The sequence below is a fragment of the Bacillus sp. TE9106W genome (genome assembly GCF_054062215.1).
On record NZ_JBSSFA010000008.1, the window covers coordinates 96,633 to 113,768 of the forward strand.

The 17,136-nt window shown below is 36.3% G+C and carries 19 protein-coding genes; 11 read left to right on the forward strand and 8 right to left on the reverse strand.

The window, feature by feature from the left end:
* Positions 1-83 precede the first annotated feature (83 nt).
* From ACVWY7_RS16185 to ACVWY7_RS16195, 3 genes are all read left to right on the forward strand, one after another.
* Complete coding sequence (locus tag ACVWY7_RS16185; RefSeq protein WP_000504765.1) at positions 84-1,382, forward strand: bifunctional O-acetylhomoserine aminocarboxypropyltransferase/cysteine synthase; 1,299 nt, start codon at positions 84-86, stop codon at positions 1,380-1,382.
* Positions 1,366-2,271 (forward strand): homoserine O-acetyltransferase MetA, encoded by a 906-nt coding sequence (gene metA, locus ACVWY7_RS16190; protein WP_001121518.1) that lies wholly within the window; start codon positions 1,366-1,368, stop codon positions 2,269-2,271. The genes ACVWY7_RS16185 and metA overlap by 17 nt, the downstream gene beginning before the upstream one ends.
* Positions 2,272-2,412: 141 nt before the next feature.
* Positions 2,413-3,708 (forward strand): homoserine dehydrogenase, encoded by a 1,296-nt coding sequence (locus tag ACVWY7_RS16195; protein ID WP_000659098.1) that lies wholly within the window; start codon positions 2,413-2,415, stop codon positions 3,706-3,708.
* Between the two features lie 23 nt (positions 3,709-3,731).
* On the opposite strand, the gene ACVWY7_RS16200 is transcribed toward ACVWY7_RS16195, so the two are convergent.
* Positions 3,732-4,358 carry a YczE/YyaS/YitT family protein gene (locus ACVWY7_RS16200; RefSeq protein WP_000488227.1) on the reverse strand — a complete coding sequence of 209 codons (627 nt, stop codon included), beginning with the start codon at positions 4,356-4,358 and terminating at the stop codon, positions 3,732-3,734.
* 98 nt (positions 4,359-4,456) lie between these two features.
* On the opposite strand from ACVWY7_RS16200, the gene ACVWY7_RS16205 reads away from it, so the two are divergent.
* From ACVWY7_RS16205 to ACVWY7_RS16225, 5 genes are read left to right on the forward strand one after another with little or no spacing between them, the layout of a single operon-like run.
* Positions 4,457-5,434 carry a LacI family DNA-binding transcriptional regulator gene (locus tag ACVWY7_RS16205; RefSeq protein ID WP_456523861.1) on the forward strand — a complete coding sequence of 326 codons (978 nt, stop codon included), beginning with the start codon at positions 4,457-4,459 and terminating at the stop codon, positions 5,432-5,434.
* Positions 5,435-5,444: 10 nt separating this feature from the next.
* Complete coding sequence (locus ACVWY7_RS16210) at positions 5,445-6,326, forward strand: SGNH/GDSL hydrolase family protein (protein ID WP_011733543.1); 882 nt, start codon at positions 5,445-5,447, stop codon at positions 6,324-6,326.
* Complete coding sequence (locus ACVWY7_RS16215; RefSeq protein ID WP_000207739.1) at positions 6,323-7,240, forward strand: ABC transporter ATP-binding protein; 918 nt, start codon at positions 6,323-6,325, stop codon at positions 7,238-7,240. Before ACVWY7_RS16210 ends, ACVWY7_RS16215 begins: the two co-directional genes overlap by 4 nt.
* A complete protein-coding gene (locus tag ACVWY7_RS16220) occupies positions 7,233-8,225 on the forward strand; it encodes an ABC transporter permease subunit (protein WP_105989403.1) in 993 nt (330 codons plus the stop codon). Before ACVWY7_RS16215 ends, ACVWY7_RS16220 begins: the two co-directional genes overlap by 8 nt.
* A gap of 19 nt (positions 8,226-8,244) precedes the next feature.
* Complete coding sequence (locus ACVWY7_RS16225; protein ID WP_000683466.1) at positions 8,245-8,922, forward strand: uracil-DNA glycosylase; 678 nt, start codon at positions 8,245-8,247, stop codon at positions 8,920-8,922.
* 38 nt (positions 8,923-8,960) lie between these two features.
* Here the strand turns inward: ACVWY7_RS16225 and ACVWY7_RS16230 are convergent, their stop codons facing one another.
* From ACVWY7_RS16230 to ACVWY7_RS16240, 3 genes are all read right to left on the reverse strand, one after another.
* Positions 8,961-9,254: a DUF3817 domain-containing protein gene (locus tag ACVWY7_RS16230; RefSeq protein WP_000953390.1), complete on the reverse strand. Its 294-nt coding sequence runs from the start codon at positions 9,252-9,254 to the stop codon at positions 8,961-8,963.
* 209 nt (positions 9,255-9,463) lie between these two features.
* Positions 9,464-10,285: a Cof-type HAD-IIB family hydrolase gene (locus tag ACVWY7_RS16235; protein ID WP_000221374.1), complete on the reverse strand. Its 822-nt coding sequence runs from the start codon at positions 10,283-10,285 to the stop codon at positions 9,464-9,466.
* A gap of 172 nt (positions 10,286-10,457) precedes the next feature.
* The gene (locus ACVWY7_RS16240; RefSeq protein WP_000847027.1) at positions 10,458-11,741 is read right to left on the reverse strand and encodes a purine/pyrimidine permease; all 1,284 of its coding nucleotides are present in this window, start codon (positions 11,739-11,741) and stop codon (positions 10,458-10,460) included.
* Between the two features lie 95 nt (positions 11,742-11,836).
* Here ACVWY7_RS16240 and ACVWY7_RS16245 point away from each other — a divergent pair, with 95 nt between their 5' ends.
* The 3 genes from ACVWY7_RS16245 to ACVWY7_RS16255 all read left to right on the forward strand — a co-directional run bounded on the left by ACVWY7_RS16245 (position 11,837) and on the right by ACVWY7_RS16255 (position 13,553).
* Entirely contained in the window at positions 11,837-12,829 is a 993-nt protein-coding gene (locus ACVWY7_RS16245) for a potassium channel family protein (RefSeq protein ID WP_142395541.1), read from the forward strand.
* Positions 12,830-12,835: 6 nt separating this feature from the next.
* Positions 12,836-13,120 carry a YwdI family protein gene (locus ACVWY7_RS16250; RefSeq protein WP_001167345.1) on the forward strand — a complete coding sequence of 95 codons (285 nt, stop codon included), beginning with the start codon at positions 12,836-12,838 and terminating at the stop codon, positions 13,118-13,120.
* A gap of 64 nt (positions 13,121-13,184) precedes the next feature.
* Complete coding sequence (locus tag ACVWY7_RS16255) at positions 13,185-13,553, forward strand: DUF423 domain-containing protein (protein ID WP_000688311.1); 369 nt, start codon at positions 13,185-13,187, stop codon at positions 13,551-13,553.
* 30 nt (positions 13,554-13,583) lie between these two features.
* Here the strand turns inward: ACVWY7_RS16255 and gerQ are convergent, their stop codons facing one another.
* From gerQ to hemQ, 4 genes are all read right to left on the reverse strand, one after another.
* Positions 13,584-14,021, reverse strand: coding sequence for a spore coat protein GerQ (gerQ, locus tag ACVWY7_RS16260; protein WP_000068638.1), 438 nt, complete (start codon positions 14,019-14,021; stop codon positions 13,584-13,586).
* A 27-nt stretch (positions 14,022-14,048) separates the two neighbouring features.
* Complete coding sequence (cwlJ, locus tag ACVWY7_RS16265) at positions 14,049-14,471, reverse strand: cell wall hydrolase CwlJ (protein ID WP_000538153.1); 423 nt, start codon at positions 14,469-14,471, stop codon at positions 14,049-14,051.
* Between the two features lie 173 nt (positions 14,472-14,644).
* Positions 14,645-15,916, reverse strand: a complete 1,272-nt coding sequence (locus ACVWY7_RS16270; protein ID WP_000722838.1) for a serine hydrolase — start codon at positions 15,914-15,916, stop codon at positions 14,645-14,647.
* 201 nt (positions 15,917-16,117) lie between these two features.
* Entirely contained in the window at positions 16,118-16,861 is a 744-nt protein-coding gene (gene hemQ, locus ACVWY7_RS16275; protein WP_001287585.1) for a hydrogen peroxide-dependent heme synthase, read from the reverse strand.
* Between the last annotated feature and the right edge of the window lie 275 nt (positions 16,862-17,136).

Genomic DNA, 17,136 nt, shown 5'->3' on the forward strand with positions numbered 1-17,136 from the left:
AGAGCGTGTTTTTAAACTGCTCCTTTCTTGTTTTCAGGAAAGGGGCAGTTTTTTATTTTGTATAAAAGAAAGGAGAATGAGAAATGGGAGAATCATGGGGGAAAGGAACGATTTGTGTGCAAGGTGGCTATACGCCAAAGAATGGAGAACCGCGTGTTTTACCGCTTTATCAAAGTACAACTTATAAATATGATACTTCGGATGATTTAGCAGCGTTATTTAATTTAGAGGCAGAAGGATATATTTATACGCGTATTGGTAATCCTACTTTAGCTGCATTTGAGCAAAAGCTGGCGGAATTAGAGGGCGGTGTAGGAGCTGTTGCAACGGCTTCTGGGCAGGCTGCTATTATGCTCGCCGTTTTAAATATTTGTAGTAGCGGAGACCACTTGCTTTGTTCTTCCACAGTGTATGGCGGGACGTTTAATTTATTTGGGGTGAGTTTGCGTAAGCTTGGTATTGATGTTACGTTCTTTAATCCAAATTTAACAGCTGATGAAATTGTGGCCCTTGCTAATGATAAGACGAAACTTGTTTATGCAGAATCGCTAGGAAACCCAGCGATGAACGTTTTAAATTTCAAAGAATTTTCAGATGCAGCGAAAGAGTTGGAAGTACCTTTTATCGTGGATAATACATTAGCAACCCCTTATTTATGCCAAGCATTTGAACATGGAGCAAATATTATCGTTCATTCTACGACGAAATATATTGATGGTCATGCAAGTTCTTTGGGCGGCATTGTCATTGATGGAGGAAACTTCGATTGGACAAATGGAAAATATCCTGAACTTGTTGAACCGGATCCAAGTTATCATGGCGTAAGTTATGTTCAAAATTTTGGAGCGGCAGCTTATATTGTGAAGGCACGTGTTCAATTATTAAGAGACTACGGAAACTGTATGAGCCCATTTAATGCGTATATTAGCAATATCGGCTTAGAAACATTGCATTTACGAATGGAGCGTCATAGTGAAAATGCTCTCGCAGTTGCTAAATGGCTTGCTGATCATGAACGTATTGAATGGGTGAATTATCCAGGATTAGATAGTAATGAAAATTATTCGTTAGCACAAAAGTATTTGAAAAAAGGTGCGAGTGGTGTTTTAACATTCGGCATTAAGGGAGGATTAGAAGCAGCAAAAGAATTTATCGCAAATGTAAAACTAGCAACTCTTGTAACGCATGTAGCTGATGCACGAACTTGCGTTATACATCCTGCTAGTACAACGCATAGACAATTAAGTGCTGAAGATCAACGTTTAGCTGGCGTCACATCAGATTTAATTCGTTTATCAGTTGGCATAGAAGATGTTTCTGATATTATTGCAGATTTAGAAGCAGCGCTAGTCGGAGGCAAACAACATGCCGATCATAATTGATAAAGATTTACCAGCTCGCAAAGTATTGCAGGAGGAAAATATTTTTGTAATGACAAAAGAGCGAGCAGAAACACAAGATATCCGGGCATTGAAAATTGCTATATTAAATTTAATGCCTACAAAGCAAGAAACAGAAGCGCAATTACTTCGTTTAATTGGAAATACACCATTGCAATTAGATGTTCATTTACTTCATATGGAATCACATTTGTCCCGTAATGTAGCACAGGAACATTTAACAAGTTTTTATAAAACATTCCGTGATATTGAGAATGAGAAATTTGATGGACTCATTATTACAGGAGCACCAGTTGAAACCCTTTCTTTTGAAGAGGTAGATTATTGGGAAGAACTTAAACGTATTATGGAGTATTCAAAAACGAATGTAACATCTACGCTTCATATTTGCTGGGGAGCACAGGCTGGTTTGTATCATCATTATGGCGTTCCAAAGTATCCTCTTAAGGAAAAAATGTTTGGTGTATTTGAACATGAAGTCCGTGAGCAACATGTGAAATTGTTACAAGGGTTTGATGAATTGTTTTTCGCCCCGCATTCTCGTCATACAGAAGTACGAGAGAATGATATTAGAGGAGTGAAAGAATTAACATTGTTAGCAAACTCTGAAGAGGCAGGTGTTCACCTTGTTATTGGACCGGAAGGAAGGCAAGTGTTTGCGCTTGGGCATAGTGAATATAGTTGTGATACGTTAAAGCAAGAATACGAACGGGACCGCCAAAAAGGGTTAAATATTGATGTGCCGAAAAACTATTTTAAACATAATAATCCAAATGAGAAGCCGCTTGTACGGTGGAGGAGCCATGGGAATCTATTATTCTCTAATTGGCTGAATTATTACGTGTATCAAGAAACCCCTTATGTATTATAAAAAAAGATTGTGTCACACGTGGCAACGTTTTCTTTGTAAAGGTTAATATATATTATTCCGAATGTTCTAAAAATATTGTTTTTCAGATTTTTTACTCATATAATTTCATCTAAACACAATTTTTGAGGGGTGGACAGTATTATGAAAGAAATTCAAGTTGGTTTATTAGGTCTTGGGACGGTTGGTAGCGGTGTAGTTCGTATCATTACAGATCATCAAGAGCGACTTATACACCAAGTAGGTTGTCCTGTGAAAGTAACGAAAGTACTAGTGCAAAATATTGAAAAAGAGAGAGAAGTAGAGGTACCCTCTACTCTATTAACACAAGATGCACATGAAATTTTAGATAATCCAAATATTGACGTTGTCATCGAAGTAATGGGTGGCATTGATGATGCAAAAGCATATATTCTGCAAGCTTTACAAAGTGGGAAGCACGTTGTGACTGCGAATAAAGATTTAATGGCGTTGCACGGGGCGGAACTACTAGCGGTAGCAAAAGATAATAAAGCAGATTTATTTTACGAAGCAAGTGTAGCCGGAGGGATTCCAATTTTACGAAGTATCGTAGAAGGGCTTTCTTCAGATCTTATTACGAAAGTAATGGGAATTGTAAATGGAACGACTAATTTTATTTTGACGAAAATGTCAGATGAAGGGAGAGCATATAACGACGTGTTAAAAGAAGCCCAGCAACTTGGATTTGCAGAAGCGGATCCAACATCAGATGTAGAAGGTTTAGATGCAGCAAGAAAAATGACAATATTGGCTACCCTTGGTTTCTCTACAAATGTAGAGCTTGGAGATGTCAAGGTAAAAGGGATTACTTCTATTACAGAGGAAGATATCGAATACAGTAAGAGTTTAGGGTACACGATTAAACTAATCGGTCTTGCGAAGCGAGATGGTGAAAAATTAGAGGTTACAGTTGAACCGACTTTACTTCCAAATACACATCCTCTTGCGGCCGTGCAAAACGAATATAACGCTGTATATGTGTATGGTGAAGCAGTTGGAGAAACGATGTTTTATGGACCAGGTGCAGGAAGCTTACCGACAGCAACCGCTGTTGTTTCTGATTTAGTAGCTGTAATGCAAAACATTAGATTAGGAGTAACAGGAAATAGTGCTGTAGTTCCTCAATATCAAAAGGTATTAAAAGAGCCCGATGAAATTGTTGTAAAGAAATTTTTAAGACTTCATGTAAAAGATGAAATTGGTGTATTTGCAAAAATTACTTCCTTATTCTCTGAGCGTGGTGTTAGCTTTGAAAAGATTATTCAAATGCCGCTTGAAGAGAAAGGAAAGGCTGAAATTGTCATTGTAACGCACCGTGCGTCTCTTGCTGATTATGATTATATTCTACATACGTTGCAAGGGTATGAAGAAATAGATTGTTTGAAAGCAAACTATCGAATTGAAGGGGATGCAAAGTAGTATCTCCACTAATAAAGAACCTATTAAGCGGCTTGCTTAATAGGTTTTTTTCTATTTAAAATGTGCGTACCAACTTGAATAAATGCTTGAATAATCCAGCCAGTTGTAAAGGATAAGATGATTGTACCGAAATAAATGGGCCCGTCTAATAAGAAACTTAACGTTAAAAATAAAAAAGCTAATGAAATCTCCGTTCTTCTAAACGTCCATTTTTTCTTCTCAGCAACCGTTAAAACAAAAGCCTCTTGAGGCGCTGCGCAAAGATTTGTAGAGACGTAAAGACCAATTCCAGCTCCAACGAATAGATTTCCGCAAATAAGTGTTATATATTTTGGAAGAGAGCGGATAGCATCCATAATAGTTGTAGTGGAACCAATCCAATCAACAAAAAGAGAAATAAGAACCATCGTTACGATAGTACCAATTGTTATTTGTTTTTTATTCCAAAAGAGTACGATAAGTGTAAAAGCGAAGTTAATCATGAAAATCCAAAAACCGATACTTATCCCGAAATTTTGATATAGTGCAATAAAGAAGGAATCATAAGGGCTAAGTCCAAAGGAAGTAATGGTCGTCATCATATTAATACCGATGGCGAGAATGAGTAGACCGCCAATGAAAAATATATATTCTAATTTGAATCGAAACATAGTTGTATATCCTTTCAAAATGTATTTGCTAGGAAAGGATATATTGTGGAAAGCTTACCAGGTCAAGGGAGAATTTTTGCAGGGAAGGGGAAAATGAGATGACAAATATAAGAAAGATTGCTGAACTTGCTGGGGTATCTGTTTCAACTGTTTCACGTGTACTAAATAATCATCCTTATGTGAATGAACAGAAACGAAAAGAGATTTTAGCAATTATAGAAGAATTAAATTATACGCAAAATGTGAATGCAATTCATTTAGTGAAAGGAAAAACGAATGTAATTGGCGTTTTATTACCGCACGTAAATGATCAATATTATAGCGCTATTATTGAAGGCATATCGAAGGAAACAGCAAAGAACAGTTATAATATGATGCTTTGTCAGACGAATTATAGTGAGGAAAAAGAATTAGAAATTTTGAATATGTTAAAAATGAAAAAGCTTGATGGGGTTATTATATGTTCCCGGACAAATAGTAAGGAAAAGCTTGAAGAATATACGAAATTTGGTCCAATCGTTATGTGTGAGGAAATAGATTCAAAATACATTTCAAGTGTACATGTTGATTACTATAAAGTGTTTTCACAAGGGATGAAAAACTTAATAGATGCTGGTCATACACGTATTGGGTATTGCATTGGAAGAAGTAATAGCATTAATAGCCAAAGAAGAAAACAAGCATATGAAGATTCACTTCAACAGATTGCTGTAACACCGTTAGAGACCTGGAAGTTTAAAGGCTGTTTTACGGTGGAAGACGGGCGTAATGTAATTAGGGAATGGGCCTGTATGTCAGTAAAGCCAACTGCGTTTCTTGTATCTTGTAACCATATTGCAGCGGGAATGGTAACGGAGGCGAAAAAACAAGGAATTCGTATTCCAGAAGATATTATGGTTATCGGTTGTGATGATCAAGATGTAGCAGACATTTTAGGTATTACGACGATTTCATATTGTAGTAAAAATGTTGGCGTGAAGGCATTTGAATTATTATATGAAAAGATTAATGATGAGCAAATAGATGTAAAGCACGTGGAGTTATTGCCAGAATTCGTAAAAAGGGAAACGACATAATAGATAAGGTGTGAAAATCGCTTTTCAAAATTGCGTTTGGTATAATTATGGACAATCTATGAGGGCTAAAAGGGGTTTTGATATGAGATCAAAAGTGGTAAAAGTAATTCTACTCATTACAATTGCATCTTTCTGTTTATTTGCATATGGCTTTGTTTCAGGTGTAAATGATGTATTAAATCCGAGAGCTTCAAATTTAATTAAAAAAACCGATGTAGTAGCAAAAGAGAAAAAGAAAACAGGAACGTTACAAATCGTTAGTTTAGGTGATTCATTAACACGCGGTGTTGGTGATAAAGAAGGAATTGGCTATATTGGACGAATGAAAGAAGATTTACAAAAAGATTATAAGCAAAAGGTTGCTTTAACGAACTTAGCTGTTAGTGGTGCGAAAATGCCTGACTTATTAAAACAAATTGAGAGTAATGGCGCTCAATATTCAATTAAACAAGCAGATGTAATCGTTTTAACGATTGGAGGAAATGATTTATTTCCGGGCTGGGAATCGCTTGGAAAGATAGATTTAGAAACATATCGTCCGGATACGGAAACATTCCAGAATGAAGCGAAGAAAATTATAGAAGAAATTCGTAAATTAAATACAGATAGCCCTATTTTTTGGCTAGGTTTATATAATCCTTTTGAAGATGTAGAAGATTTAAAGGGGTCTTCAAACATTGTTGTAGACTGGAATGCATCTTTAGAAAAGTTAGCGATAAATAATAAAAATGTGTATATTACACCGACATTTGATTTATTCCAAAATCGTGGGAAAGATTTATTATACTCCGATCATTTCCATCCGAATGAAGTAGGGTATACATATATGGCGGACCGATTAGTTCAAAATGTTGTAAGTAAATTAAAACTAGAACAAGGAGGGGTAAAATGACAACGATACTTTCCGTACGAGACGTGAAGAAGGTAATTGGAAAGAAGACAATTGTAGAGAATATTTCCTTCGATGTAAAACAAGGAGAAGTGTTCGGCTTCCTAGGACCGAATGGCGCCGGAAAAACGACTACCATTCGAATGTTAGTCGGATTGATTAAAGAAACAGAAGGTACGATTTCTATCGGCGGTTATTCTATTAAGGAAAATTTCAGGGAAGCGATGCGTCAAATTGGGAGTATCGTTGAAAACCCAGAACTGTATACATATTTAACAGGATGGGAAAATTTAAAACAATTTGCCCGTATGTTAGGTGGTATATCAGATGAACGTATTATTGAAATTGCTCACATGGTTCATTTGGATGAGAGAATTCATGATAAGGTAAAAACATACTCACTCGGTATGAAACAGCGCCTTGGCATTGCGCAAGCGCTTCTTGGAAATCCGAAACTACTCATATTAGATGAACCAACAAATGGTTTAGACCCAGCTGGAATTAGAGAGCTTAGGGAATTTATACATAAGCTTGTGAAAGAAGAAAATATGAGCGTGTTTATTTCAAGTCATTTGCTAAGCGAAGTACAAATGATATGCGATCGCGTTGCTATTATTCATAAAGGAAAAATGATAACAGTTGCCAAGGTTGAAGAGTTAATTAAAACAGCAAGTGATCGCGTAGAATGGATTGTTACACCAATTTCTAAGGCAAAGGATATGCTAGTAGATGCTGAGGAAGTAAGAGAAGTGAGTATAGAAGGTGATCGATTACTATGCCGGATGCATATTTCATCTATAAGTAATTGGAATAAAACCTTTGTAGAAAACGGGATAGATGTACATAGTGTTAAAGAGCTTGTGTTTACACTAGAAGATTTATTTATTGAACTCACAAGGGGTGAGCAGCATGCGTGAATTTGCGAATCTAGTTTTAAACGAATCGGAGAAAATTTATCGTAAGAAGCGTATTTTTGTTGTTATGCTTATTTTAGCAATCTTAATCCCGCTCTTCGTATATGCGCAGTATCGTGAAATAGAAACGACACAAAAAAGGCTAGGTACAACGGATTGGAAGGTTTCGCTGCAGCAACAAATTGTTGATTCTCAAAACCGTTTGAACAACTCTAGATTGCCAGAAGAATGGCGTGATTGGTTAAAGGTAAGAGTAGAGCAGCAACAATATTATTTAGATCATGATATTAATCCAATGGCACCGGGCGCACCAACTTTTGTAAGGGTGTTTATTGAGCAAGGAATTACATTATTTATTCCGCTTCTCGTCATGATTGTCGCCATTGATATTGTTTCAGGAGAACGAAGTGATGGAACGATGAAGATGTTACTTACTCGGCCGATTCGGCGCTGGAAAATACTCCTTAGTAAGTACGTGACGATGTTATTCTTCATTTCACTTATACTGCTTCTTGTAGGTGTGTTTGCATACATATTATCAGGGCTTGTATTTGGATACTCGGGATGGAATTTACCTGTGTTAACAGGATTTGTTATTGATAAGGAAACGTTAAATACAAACTTTGTACATCTTATTCCGCAATGGCAATATATCTTGATGGCGTATGGATTAGCTTGGTTTGTTGCTATCGTCGTCGGGACTATATCATTTATGGTTTCGGTTTTAATTCGAAATACACCAGCTGGGATGGGGGTTATGTTAGCGGCATTAATTGCAGGTGGCATTTTAAGCTCATTCGCAACATCTTGGGAAGGTGCGAAATATATTTTTAGTGTGAATTTATCATTAACAGATTATCTATCAGGGAAACTACCTGCATTACAAGGTTTATCGATGGGGTTTTCTTTAATGAATTTAACTGTTTGGGGAATTGTATCTCTTATTATTTCATTTGTAGTATTTACAAAGCAGGATATGGTGAATTAATTAGACGGGAAGTGAAAGTGTGAAACATGTTTTGAAAAATGATTGGGGGCCGTTATTGGCACCAGAATTTGAGAAAGAGTATTATCGCGAGCTGGATGTTTTTTTGAAGGAAGAGTACAGTATACATGTTGTTTATCCAAAGATAGAAGATATCTTTAACGCTCTAGAGTATACAAGTTATGAAAATACAAAGGTCGTTATTTTAGGACAAGACCCATATCATGGGCCGAATCAAGCGCATGGTTTAAGCTTTTCTGTACAACCTGGTGTTAAAACGCCACCGTCATTGTTAAATATGTATAAAGAGCTTCGAGATGAATATGGGTATGACATTCCGAATAACGGTTATTTAGTGAAATGGGCAGAGCAAGGAGTATTACTACTAAATACTGTATTAACAGTTCGACAAGGCGAAGCAAATTCTCATAAGGGAAAAGGATGGGAGCATTTCACTGATCGTGTAATTGAGCTGTTGAATGAACGTGAAAAACCAGTTATTTTCATATTGTGGGGACGCCATGCACAGGCGAAGAAGAAGTTAATTACAAATTCAAATCATCATATTATCGAATCTGTACATCCAAGCCCACTATCAGCAAGACGAGGTTTCTTTGGGAGTAAGCCATACTCTAAAGTAAATACGATTTTAGCTAATATGGGCGAGAGAGAAATTGATTGGGAAATTCCAAATTTATAAATAGAAAAGGTAGTTAACAGTCGTTAACTACCTTTTTATTATTGTTGCTCATTCTTTAATTTTGCATCTAGTACAAATGTACCAAATGGGATAACTGATGAAACGAATGCCCCAAGTGCCCATAAAATTGACTTACGGTGTACGATTGTTACTTGAATTACTGCGAAGATGAATAGAATAAATAGAACGCCGTGAGCCATGCCTGTAATTTTAACAGCTGTTGCAAATCCTGCGAAATATTTTAATGGCATTGCTACAAATAATAGTAATAGGAAAGAAATCCCCTCAATTAAGCCGATTGCTCTTAATCGTCCGATTGGTGTAGATAACATGAAGTAGCCTCCTTTAATGTATGCTTGTTTATAGTAAATTTGTATTCTTTTTCAAAATAAAATAGTCTGTTTTGTTTCATTATATACAAAAAGAAAGTTTACACTACGAGAATAGTGCAAAGTTCAAAATATAGTCACAAAAGCATGGTAATTTAAATAAAAACCTATTTGAAGTATTTGACTTCAAATAGGTTTTATGGGTGGAAATATTAAACAAGCGCTTCTCTTTTTAGTACGAACTTCTCTACAACTTTTGCAACGCCATCGTTCATATTTGTATCTGTTACATAGTTTGCAATTTCCTTAATATCATCAGGTGCATTGCCCATTGCAACACCAAGACCAGCAAATTCAATCATCGCCTGATCGTTATAGCTATCGCCCATTGCGATAACTTCTTCACGCTTAATGCCAAGCTTTTGGATTAATTGATTTAAGCTCGTTCCTTTTGTAACACCAGCTTCAGTAAATTCTAAGAAGAATGGTTTAGAACGCATAACGCTTAATTGTCCTTCTAGTTGTTTTTGTAGTTTCTTTTCTACTTCAACAAGGCGTTCAGCTTCTTTATTCATTAATACTTTTACTACAGGCTCTTTAACAGCAGCTTTAAAGTCATCTACTACAATAATTGGCATACCAGTAATATCGCCCTCAATTTCAGTATAAGGATTATTTTCTTCTGTTACGATATCATCGCCAATATAAGTATGAATCCATACACCTTCAGCTTTACTAATTTCAAATAGATTGTGAACGATTTCAGGAGAAAGCGTACTACTAAAGATTTCTTCATTTGTTTTACAATTAATAATTTTTGCGCCATTAAAAGATAGAATGAAACTACCGTATTCTTCTAAACGAAGTTCTTTCGCTACATTGCGCATACCGAATGTTGGACGTCCGGAAGCAAGTACCACTTTTACTCCTTGCTCTTGCGCAGTCATTAGAGCTTCTTTCGTACGAGGTGAAATAGTATGGTCATCACGTAATAACGTATCATCTAAATCTAAAACAATCATTTTATAAGTCATATTGAAAGTTCCCTTCTTTATTTAAATTACATGTTAATGAAGATGTTAAGGAATAATAGTAAGACATCGAACTTCTTAGGAAAGAAGTAGATAAATTATCATAGGCGTATTGCCCATGATAATTTATCGTAACAACTCTACAGGTAGAGTGCAATAATGGAAGTTTTCCAATTTACGATAGTTGTTTCTCTGTAGAACGAGAAAATAATATTTCGAGCAGAATTGCCATTACAGATCCAAGAACGAGGCCGTTACTTAAAAATGATGCTAGAAATGGTGGGAGCGTAGAAAATGCTCCTGCTGGGACAAACATAACCCCGACTCCTGTAAAGATGGAAAGACCTGCTACTTTAAATAATCGTTCTTTATTTTGTACTGTGTCGTATTCACGGAAAGCTAGACCAATCATACTTGCAAATACAGGATAGATAGCAGCATAACCAACTGCAACTGGGATTGCTGCAAAGAATGAAGTGATCTTTGGGAATATACTAACGACAATAATAAAGCTTGATCCTAACATAAATGGGAGTCGCTTATAAATATTAGTCGTTGCAATAAAACCTGCTGATCCAGAAATGGCGACAGGCCCAATAGCTGAGAATAGACCGCCTAGTAATTGATTGATCCCTGTTATGATGCCGGCTTGTTTGAAACGATCTGGCGTTGCATTTTCTTCATATTTAGAGACAACCTTTTGCACAACACGAATACTTGCTAACATATTTGTTAGAAGTAATAATGTAACGAAAACGACCGTAATGGCCATGTTCCATTCAATGCGAGGCATGCCGAAAACAAATAGAGATGGCAGACGGATTATATCTGTCACAGGTGTTATTGGATTAGATAATCCGAAGCATGCAAATAAAATCCAGCCGCAGACGATACTGAAAAGAACAGAATATTGTCCGATAATAGGTAGCTTCATAATGAAAAAGGATAGTAAAATAACAATGAGTGAAAGAATAAATACGTCAGCTTGTACTTCTGTATGTTGTCCGTCAAGACCAAACATTCCTTTTAAGAAGGCCCCGCTAAGTTGCGCGACAAGAAGAAATAAATACGTTCCAATGACTGTCGGTGTAAAATAGCGAACTAGTTTATCGATGAGTCCAAAAACGCTAAGAATAATACAAATGATACCACTTAATAGGAAAGCGTACTGAAGGACTTTAAGCGTTTCATTGCTGGATCCAAATAATACGACACCTAAACTTGCATAAAGGGAGAAAATTCCCCACCAAAGGCCTGCAGGACCTTCTTGAATAGGAAGTTTATGTCCAAATATAGCTTGCAATAAGCCAGCAAAGCCAAGAACAAATAATGTTCTCTGTACGAATGCAATAGCTTCAGCGCCATCTAGGCCATAACTAGTTGCGACACTAATTGGTACAATAAGGCTTCCAGCTAAAATAAATAGTGCCCATTGTAAGGCGGAAAGAAATGTCTTCATTATATCAACCTCTTTCATAGATTCCGTATCTAGTATATACGTATTTCATTTCCACTGGCAAAGATTGTAGGTAGAGAAAAGAGTTGAAACACGATATGAATGCACGTAAACAATTATGGATAGCAGTTATATGTATGACTTTTGTTGTAATTCTAGGAACATTAGGATTTATGACAATTGAAGAGATTAGTTTATTTCAAGCATTTTGGATGACGATGATTACCGTATTAACGGTTGGATACGGAGACGCCATTCCTGTAACACATGCAGGAAAAGTATTTGCGCTTCTTATCATACCGGTTGGCGTTGGTATTGTTACGTATGCAATTGGTGTAGTGGCAGCTATGATTATTGAAGGGAATTTATTTCATGCAGTACGGAGGAAGAAGATGGATAAACAAATAGCACAGTTACAAAATCATATTATTGTATGTGGTTGCGGTAGAGTAGGGCTTCAAGTTGTACATGAATTGCAAGAAAAGAAAATTCCATTTGTCGTCGTGGATAAAGATGAAAGTATATTAGAGAAGGAAAAACTTTTGTATGTACATGGAGATGCAACGGAAGACAAAGTGTTACATCATGCTGGAATTTCAAAAGCAGCTGGTTTAGTTGCCATCGTAGCAAACGATGCGGAAAATGTATTTATTACATTAACGGCAAGAGGATTAAACGATGCAATTAAAATTGTGGCAAGAGCGGAAAAACCTGAAACCGAAGACAAATTACGGCGCGCTGGTGCAAATAAGGTGATTAATCCATCTAGTATGGCCGGCATTCATATTGCAAAAGGCATTGCGAATCCGCTAACAGTTCATTATATTGATACAGTACTGTATGGTGTGGAACAGTCATTTGTAATTGAAGAAATTGCAGTAGGTAAGGGCTCTATTTTAGCTAATAAATCATTATTAGAGAGTGATGTTAGAAATCAATTTGATGTAACAATTTTAGCGATTTTGAGAAATGGGAATGTTATACATAATCCAACGGGGCAGGAAAAGTTGCAAGAACATGATATGATAATAGTATTTGGTTCAGTAGAGAAGCTGGGACAATTTGAGAAAGAACTACAAAGTACGAGGTGATAAGGGATGCAAATATCAAGCGATAAGATTTTAAATAAAATGGCGAATGAAATTGCAAAGGCAAAAAGTAGTGAAGGACAAAAATCAAAAGAGCATTTATTAGTTGTACGAGCTTTATGCGATTTATTATTAGATGAGCAAGTTGAATCTTCTACGTATAGAGAGCCGCAAATTCAATCACAAATAATTGGATCACAGCCAGTAACGATGCAACCAATCGCACCGGTTTCTGGAGAACCAGTATATATAAAAGAAAGTGATGCAAACGGTAATTCTTTATTTGATTTTTAGGAGATAAATCGTTTGGCTTATATGTAAAAATTGCTTATGATAAAGGTAAAAAAGGGGAATTAAGATGAAAATTTTCTTTTTACTAGGTTGTATTGCAGCGGGGCTATCTGTTGCGTTAGGAGCATTTGGAGCACACGGTTTAGAAAATAAAATTTCTGCAAAAATGTTAGAAGTTTGGAAAACAGGTGTTACATATCAAATGTTCCATGCAGGTGGGCTATTCGTAGTTGCATTATTGATGGATAAGATTCAATCATCACTTTTAACTACTGCTGGTTGGCTTATGGTAGCTGGGATTATTATGTTCTCAGGTAGTCTGTATGCGTTAAGCACAACAGGGATTAAGTTTTTTGGTCCAATTACACCTCTTGGTGGTGTAGCGTTTATCGTGGCATGGATCTTAGTTGGAACTGCAGTTGTAAAAGGGCTATAAAGAACAAAAGCTGGCATATGCCAGCTTTTTTTATGGTCTTGGAGCATAAGTTGCTTGTTGACTCGGTAAATACGTAATTTCTTCTGGGAATTCTACATAATCTAAGTAAATCATTAATAGTAAATAACGTTTCCCCGATTGTGGTTCACTAATTACAATATGATCACGACCAGCAGCTTCGATAATACCTGTATACGATTGTGTACCAAGTGAGCTACCGCGCTCATAAGTCATTACAACTGTAGCTTGCTTGCCCTTGTTTAAACGAAGGATGTTTTCGATATAGGATTGTTCTAGAGGTAACATGCCTTGAGAAATTGCATATTGGGCTTGCGCAGCTTGAGCTGCTTGTTGTTGCATCGCTTGCTGTTGTTGTTGCTGTCCAGCAGTCATTTGTTGCGGTTGTACATAAGTTCCAGATGGTTGATAAAATCCTGTTCCATAATACGGGTTTTGTTGCTGTGCCATTCAAAAATCCCTCCTCATTATCAATCCTTAATATACGCTAGGACAATCCTCGCCAGATGGCTGGAAGAAGCAGTGCTTTTTGAAGCGACCAGAGTTTTGTTGATTATACCAAGTTGGTGGACAAGGGCCTTCAGGTCTAAAAAACCATAAGGCAAAATTTGCAGGCCAAAAACGTTGTCCTTGAATCGTTCGCCTTGCTAAAGCGATATCCTGTTCTCTTGCACGTTGATAAAAATATCCTTTTTGCGTTGCCTCAAAACCACCAGGATTTTGATACACCATTTGACGTAAATTACGTATTTTTTTAAAATCTAAACAATTTCCCCGGACACGATTTACTCCAACATTTCCGACCATTAACATACCTTGTTGCCCTTCTCCTTCGGCTTCAGCACGCATCAGTCTAGCTAATAGCTTTACATCTGCTTCGTTATACGCGATAACGCCCATTATGTGTCACCTCTCTTTTTGGAATACCTTGTGGAAAGAGGTTTATCTCTAGATGAAGTGTGTAACAATTACTAGTTCATACGTATGAGAAAAAGGACTCAGATATGACAACCAAACGAAGTTTTACATTGAGAGTGGAAAATAAAAAAAGCTAGCGTGAGCCAGCTTTTTTATTAAAAAACTTTAGACCATAAGTTTGAGAAGAAATCTCCAATAGAGCGCATTGTTAAAACAAACCAATTTGCTTTTTCAACTTCTTCTGTCGTTTTTGCAGTAACTTTCATACTTTTACTACCGTCTAAGAAACCATATTTATCAGTTGATTCTAAAGTAATTGAGCCTACTTTGGCATCCTTCTTAATAGGAGCAACTAAATGCCCATCTTCAGCAAGAGATTTATCTACTTCAGTTCCAATTTTATAAGGATTTTTGCTACCTTTCTTCGCAATTACGGTTATTTCTTTTTCCGGTGCAACAGTTACTTGATCTTCTTTCCCTTGTACTACAGAGAGTGTATTGTTTTTATCAACCTTTAGCTTTTGTTTTTCAAAGTTATTAAACCCGTATTCGATTAACTCACGAGATTCTGTGAAGCGCTCGTCCATTGATTTTGTTTTAATAATAACCGAAATAAGACGTACATCACCACGTTTAGCAGTAATGGTAAATCCGTATCCAGCTGTATCAGAACTTCCGGTTTTTAAACCATCAGTACCTTCATAAGCGAAAGCAGCTCCTGGTAACATCCAGTTCCAGTTTTCCATACGAATTGGTTTCGGATGATTATCTGGGAAGTTTCTAAATCTTTGTTTTGTATCCTCTAGCATTTCTGGATACTTTGTAATCATTGCTTTTGAAAGTATACCCATATCGCGAGCTGACATAGAGTTTTCTGCATTTGGATCAGTACCCTCAGGATGTTTTCCTTTTAAGTCAGCGTTATTTAAACCAGTAGCGTTTACAAATTTATATTTCTTTAACCCTAGTTTTTTTGCATGTTCATTTGCAAGATTTAAGAAGTTTTTCTCACTTCCTGCAAGAAGCTCTGCTAAGGCAATACTAGATCCGTTTGCAGAGAAGATAACGATAGAGTGATATAGTTCTCTTACAGTATATTGACGTCCTTTTTCGAACGGTACGTTAGAGAATTCGTTATTACGTGAAACTTCATAAGCATAATCAGAAATGTTTACCTTTGTATCCCATGTGATTTTTCCTTCTTTAATTGCTTCTAATACAGCATAAACAACAATTAACTTTGACATACTAGCGATAGCTAGTAATTCATCAGGATTTTGTTCATGCAGTATTTTTCCTGTATCTGCATCAAATAGAAGTGCAGCCGCCGCCTCAATGTGTATTTTCTCTTCTGCATGGGATGTTGTTACTCCTAAGGAAGAAATTGACAATAAAAGCGCTAGTAAAATAGACAAGATTTTCTTCATATAAATTATCACCTTCGCATCGTTATTAGCATATAGCCCGTACCATTTTAGCATAAATTTGGATATGAAAAGGTTACAATTTTACAAGAAATTTGAAAAGGATTTGTCGATTTTTGTTCAAATTTGCGGAGAAAAGAAGTTTTTTGTGGAGAAATATAGAGGATAATAAAAAAGGAACGAATTTCGTTCCTTTTTCACGATTTATATGTGTAAAAATTTCTCTACCTTTTCGTCTGGTAAAATGTTGCCGACGAAAAATGTTCCAAATTCACCATAACGAGCACTTACTTCATCGAAGCGCATTTCATATATAAGCTTTTTAAATTGAAGAACATCGTCAGCGAATAATGTTACACCCCACTCGAAATCGTCGAATCCGACTGATCCTGAAATGACTTGGCGTACTTTCCCTGCGTACTGGCGGCCGATTTTACTATGACTGTACATCATTTTCTTACGTTCTTCCATAGGAAGCATGTACCAGTTGTCATCACCTTGGCGACGCTTGTCCATTGGATAGAAGCAAATGTGATTTGCTTTCGGTAACTCAGGATATAAGCGAGCTAAGATTTGTGGATTTTGGTATGGATCTTCATCAGCTGGAAGGTAGTTGCTTAGTTCAACAACAGATACGTAAGAGTATGCAGGAACCATATATTCAGCTAATGTTGTTTTATTCAATTCTGTCTCAATTTCGTTTAACTCTTCCATTGTTGGACGTAAAATCATAAGCATAATATCAGCTTTTTGGCCAACAACTGTATACATTGCATGACTGCCTTTTTTTGCAGCAGCTACGTCGTTCCATTTTTCAACGACATTTAAAAATTCAGACACAGCTTGTCCGCGTTCGTCGCTAGATAATGTTTTCCATGCAGCCCAATCAATAGAACGTAAATCATGTAAACAATACCAGCCATCTAACGTTGTTGTTGCTTCACTCATTCTATTCACCTCAGTTAATGATAGTTTTACACGTTAACTATAGCATATATAGTTTTAAAATCATCTATATAAAACCTTGGCACATAAAATTGTCACATTTATATTTATTTGAAATAGGAAGAGACAAGGCTTAAATGGGCTTTATTTCTATGCTGAATTTTATGAAAATATAATCATTTTTATTTTATCTATTTTTTGGGAGCTATAAGTTTAAAATAGAGAGGAAAAGAAGTATTCTTAAAGATAGAGTTTTTTTAACATATGTAGGAGGGTTT

Bases quoted from the DNA above. Each gene is read 5' to 3' on its own strand.
- ACVWY7_RS16220 (WP_105989403.1), top strand. From the start codon at position 7,233: ATGCGTGAATTTGCGAATCTAGTTTTAAACGAATCGGAGAAAATTTAT.
- ACVWY7_RS16240 (WP_000847027.1), bottom strand. From the start codon at position 11,741: ATGAAGACATTTCTTTCCGCCTTACAATGGGCACTATTTATTTTAGCT.
- ACVWY7_RS16205 (WP_456523861.1), top strand. From the start codon at position 4,457: ATGACAAATATAAGAAAGATTGCTGAACTTGCTGGGGTATCTGTTTCA.
- ACVWY7_RS16235 (WP_000221374.1), bottom strand. From the start codon at position 10,285: ATGACTTATAAAATGATTGTTTTAGATTTAGATGATACGTTATTACGT.
- ACVWY7_RS16195 (WP_000659098.1), top strand. From the start codon at position 2,413: ATGAAAGAAATTCAAGTTGGTTTATTAGGTCTTGGGACGGTTGGTAGC.
- ACVWY7_RS16270 (WP_000722838.1), bottom strand. From the start codon at position 15,916: ATGAAGAAAATCTTGTCTATTTTACTAGCGCTTTTATTGTCAATTTCT.
- ACVWY7_RS16250 (WP_001167345.1), top strand. From the start codon at position 12,836: ATGCAAATATCAAGCGATAAGATTTTAAATAAAATGGCGAATGAAATT.
- hemQ (WP_001287585.1), bottom strand. From the start codon at position 16,861: ATGAGTGAAGCAACAACAACGTTAGATGGCTGGTATTGTTTACATGAT.
- metA (WP_001121518.1), top strand. From the start codon at position 1,366: ATGCCGATCATAATTGATAAAGATTTACCAGCTCGCAAAGTATTGCAG.
- gerQ (WP_000068638.1), bottom strand. From the start codon at position 14,021: ATGGCACAGCAACAAAACCCGTATTATGGAACAGGATTTTATCAACCA.
- ACVWY7_RS16230 (WP_000953390.1), bottom strand. From the start codon at position 9,254: ATGTTATCTACACCAATCGGACGATTAAGAGCAATCGGCTTAATTGAG.
- cwlJ (WP_000538153.1), bottom strand. From the start codon at position 14,471: ATGGGCGTTATCGCGTATAACGAAGCAGATGTAAAGCTATTAGCTAGA.
- ACVWY7_RS16255 (WP_000688311.1), top strand. From the start codon at position 13,185: ATGAAAATTTTCTTTTTACTAGGTTGTATTGCAGCGGGGCTATCTGTT.
- ACVWY7_RS16200 (WP_000488227.1), bottom strand. From the start codon at position 4,358: ATGTTTCGATTCAAATTAGAATATATATTTTTCATTGGCGGTCTACTC.
- ACVWY7_RS16215 (WP_000207739.1), top strand. From the start codon at position 6,323: ATGACAACGATACTTTCCGTACGAGACGTGAAGAAGGTAATTGGAAAG.
- ACVWY7_RS16185 (WP_000504765.1), top strand. From the start codon at position 84: ATGGGAGAATCATGGGGGAAAGGAACGATTTGTGTGCAAGGTGGCTAT.
- ACVWY7_RS16245 (WP_142395541.1), top strand. From the start codon at position 11,837: ATGAATGCACGTAAACAATTATGGATAGCAGTTATATGTATGACTTTT.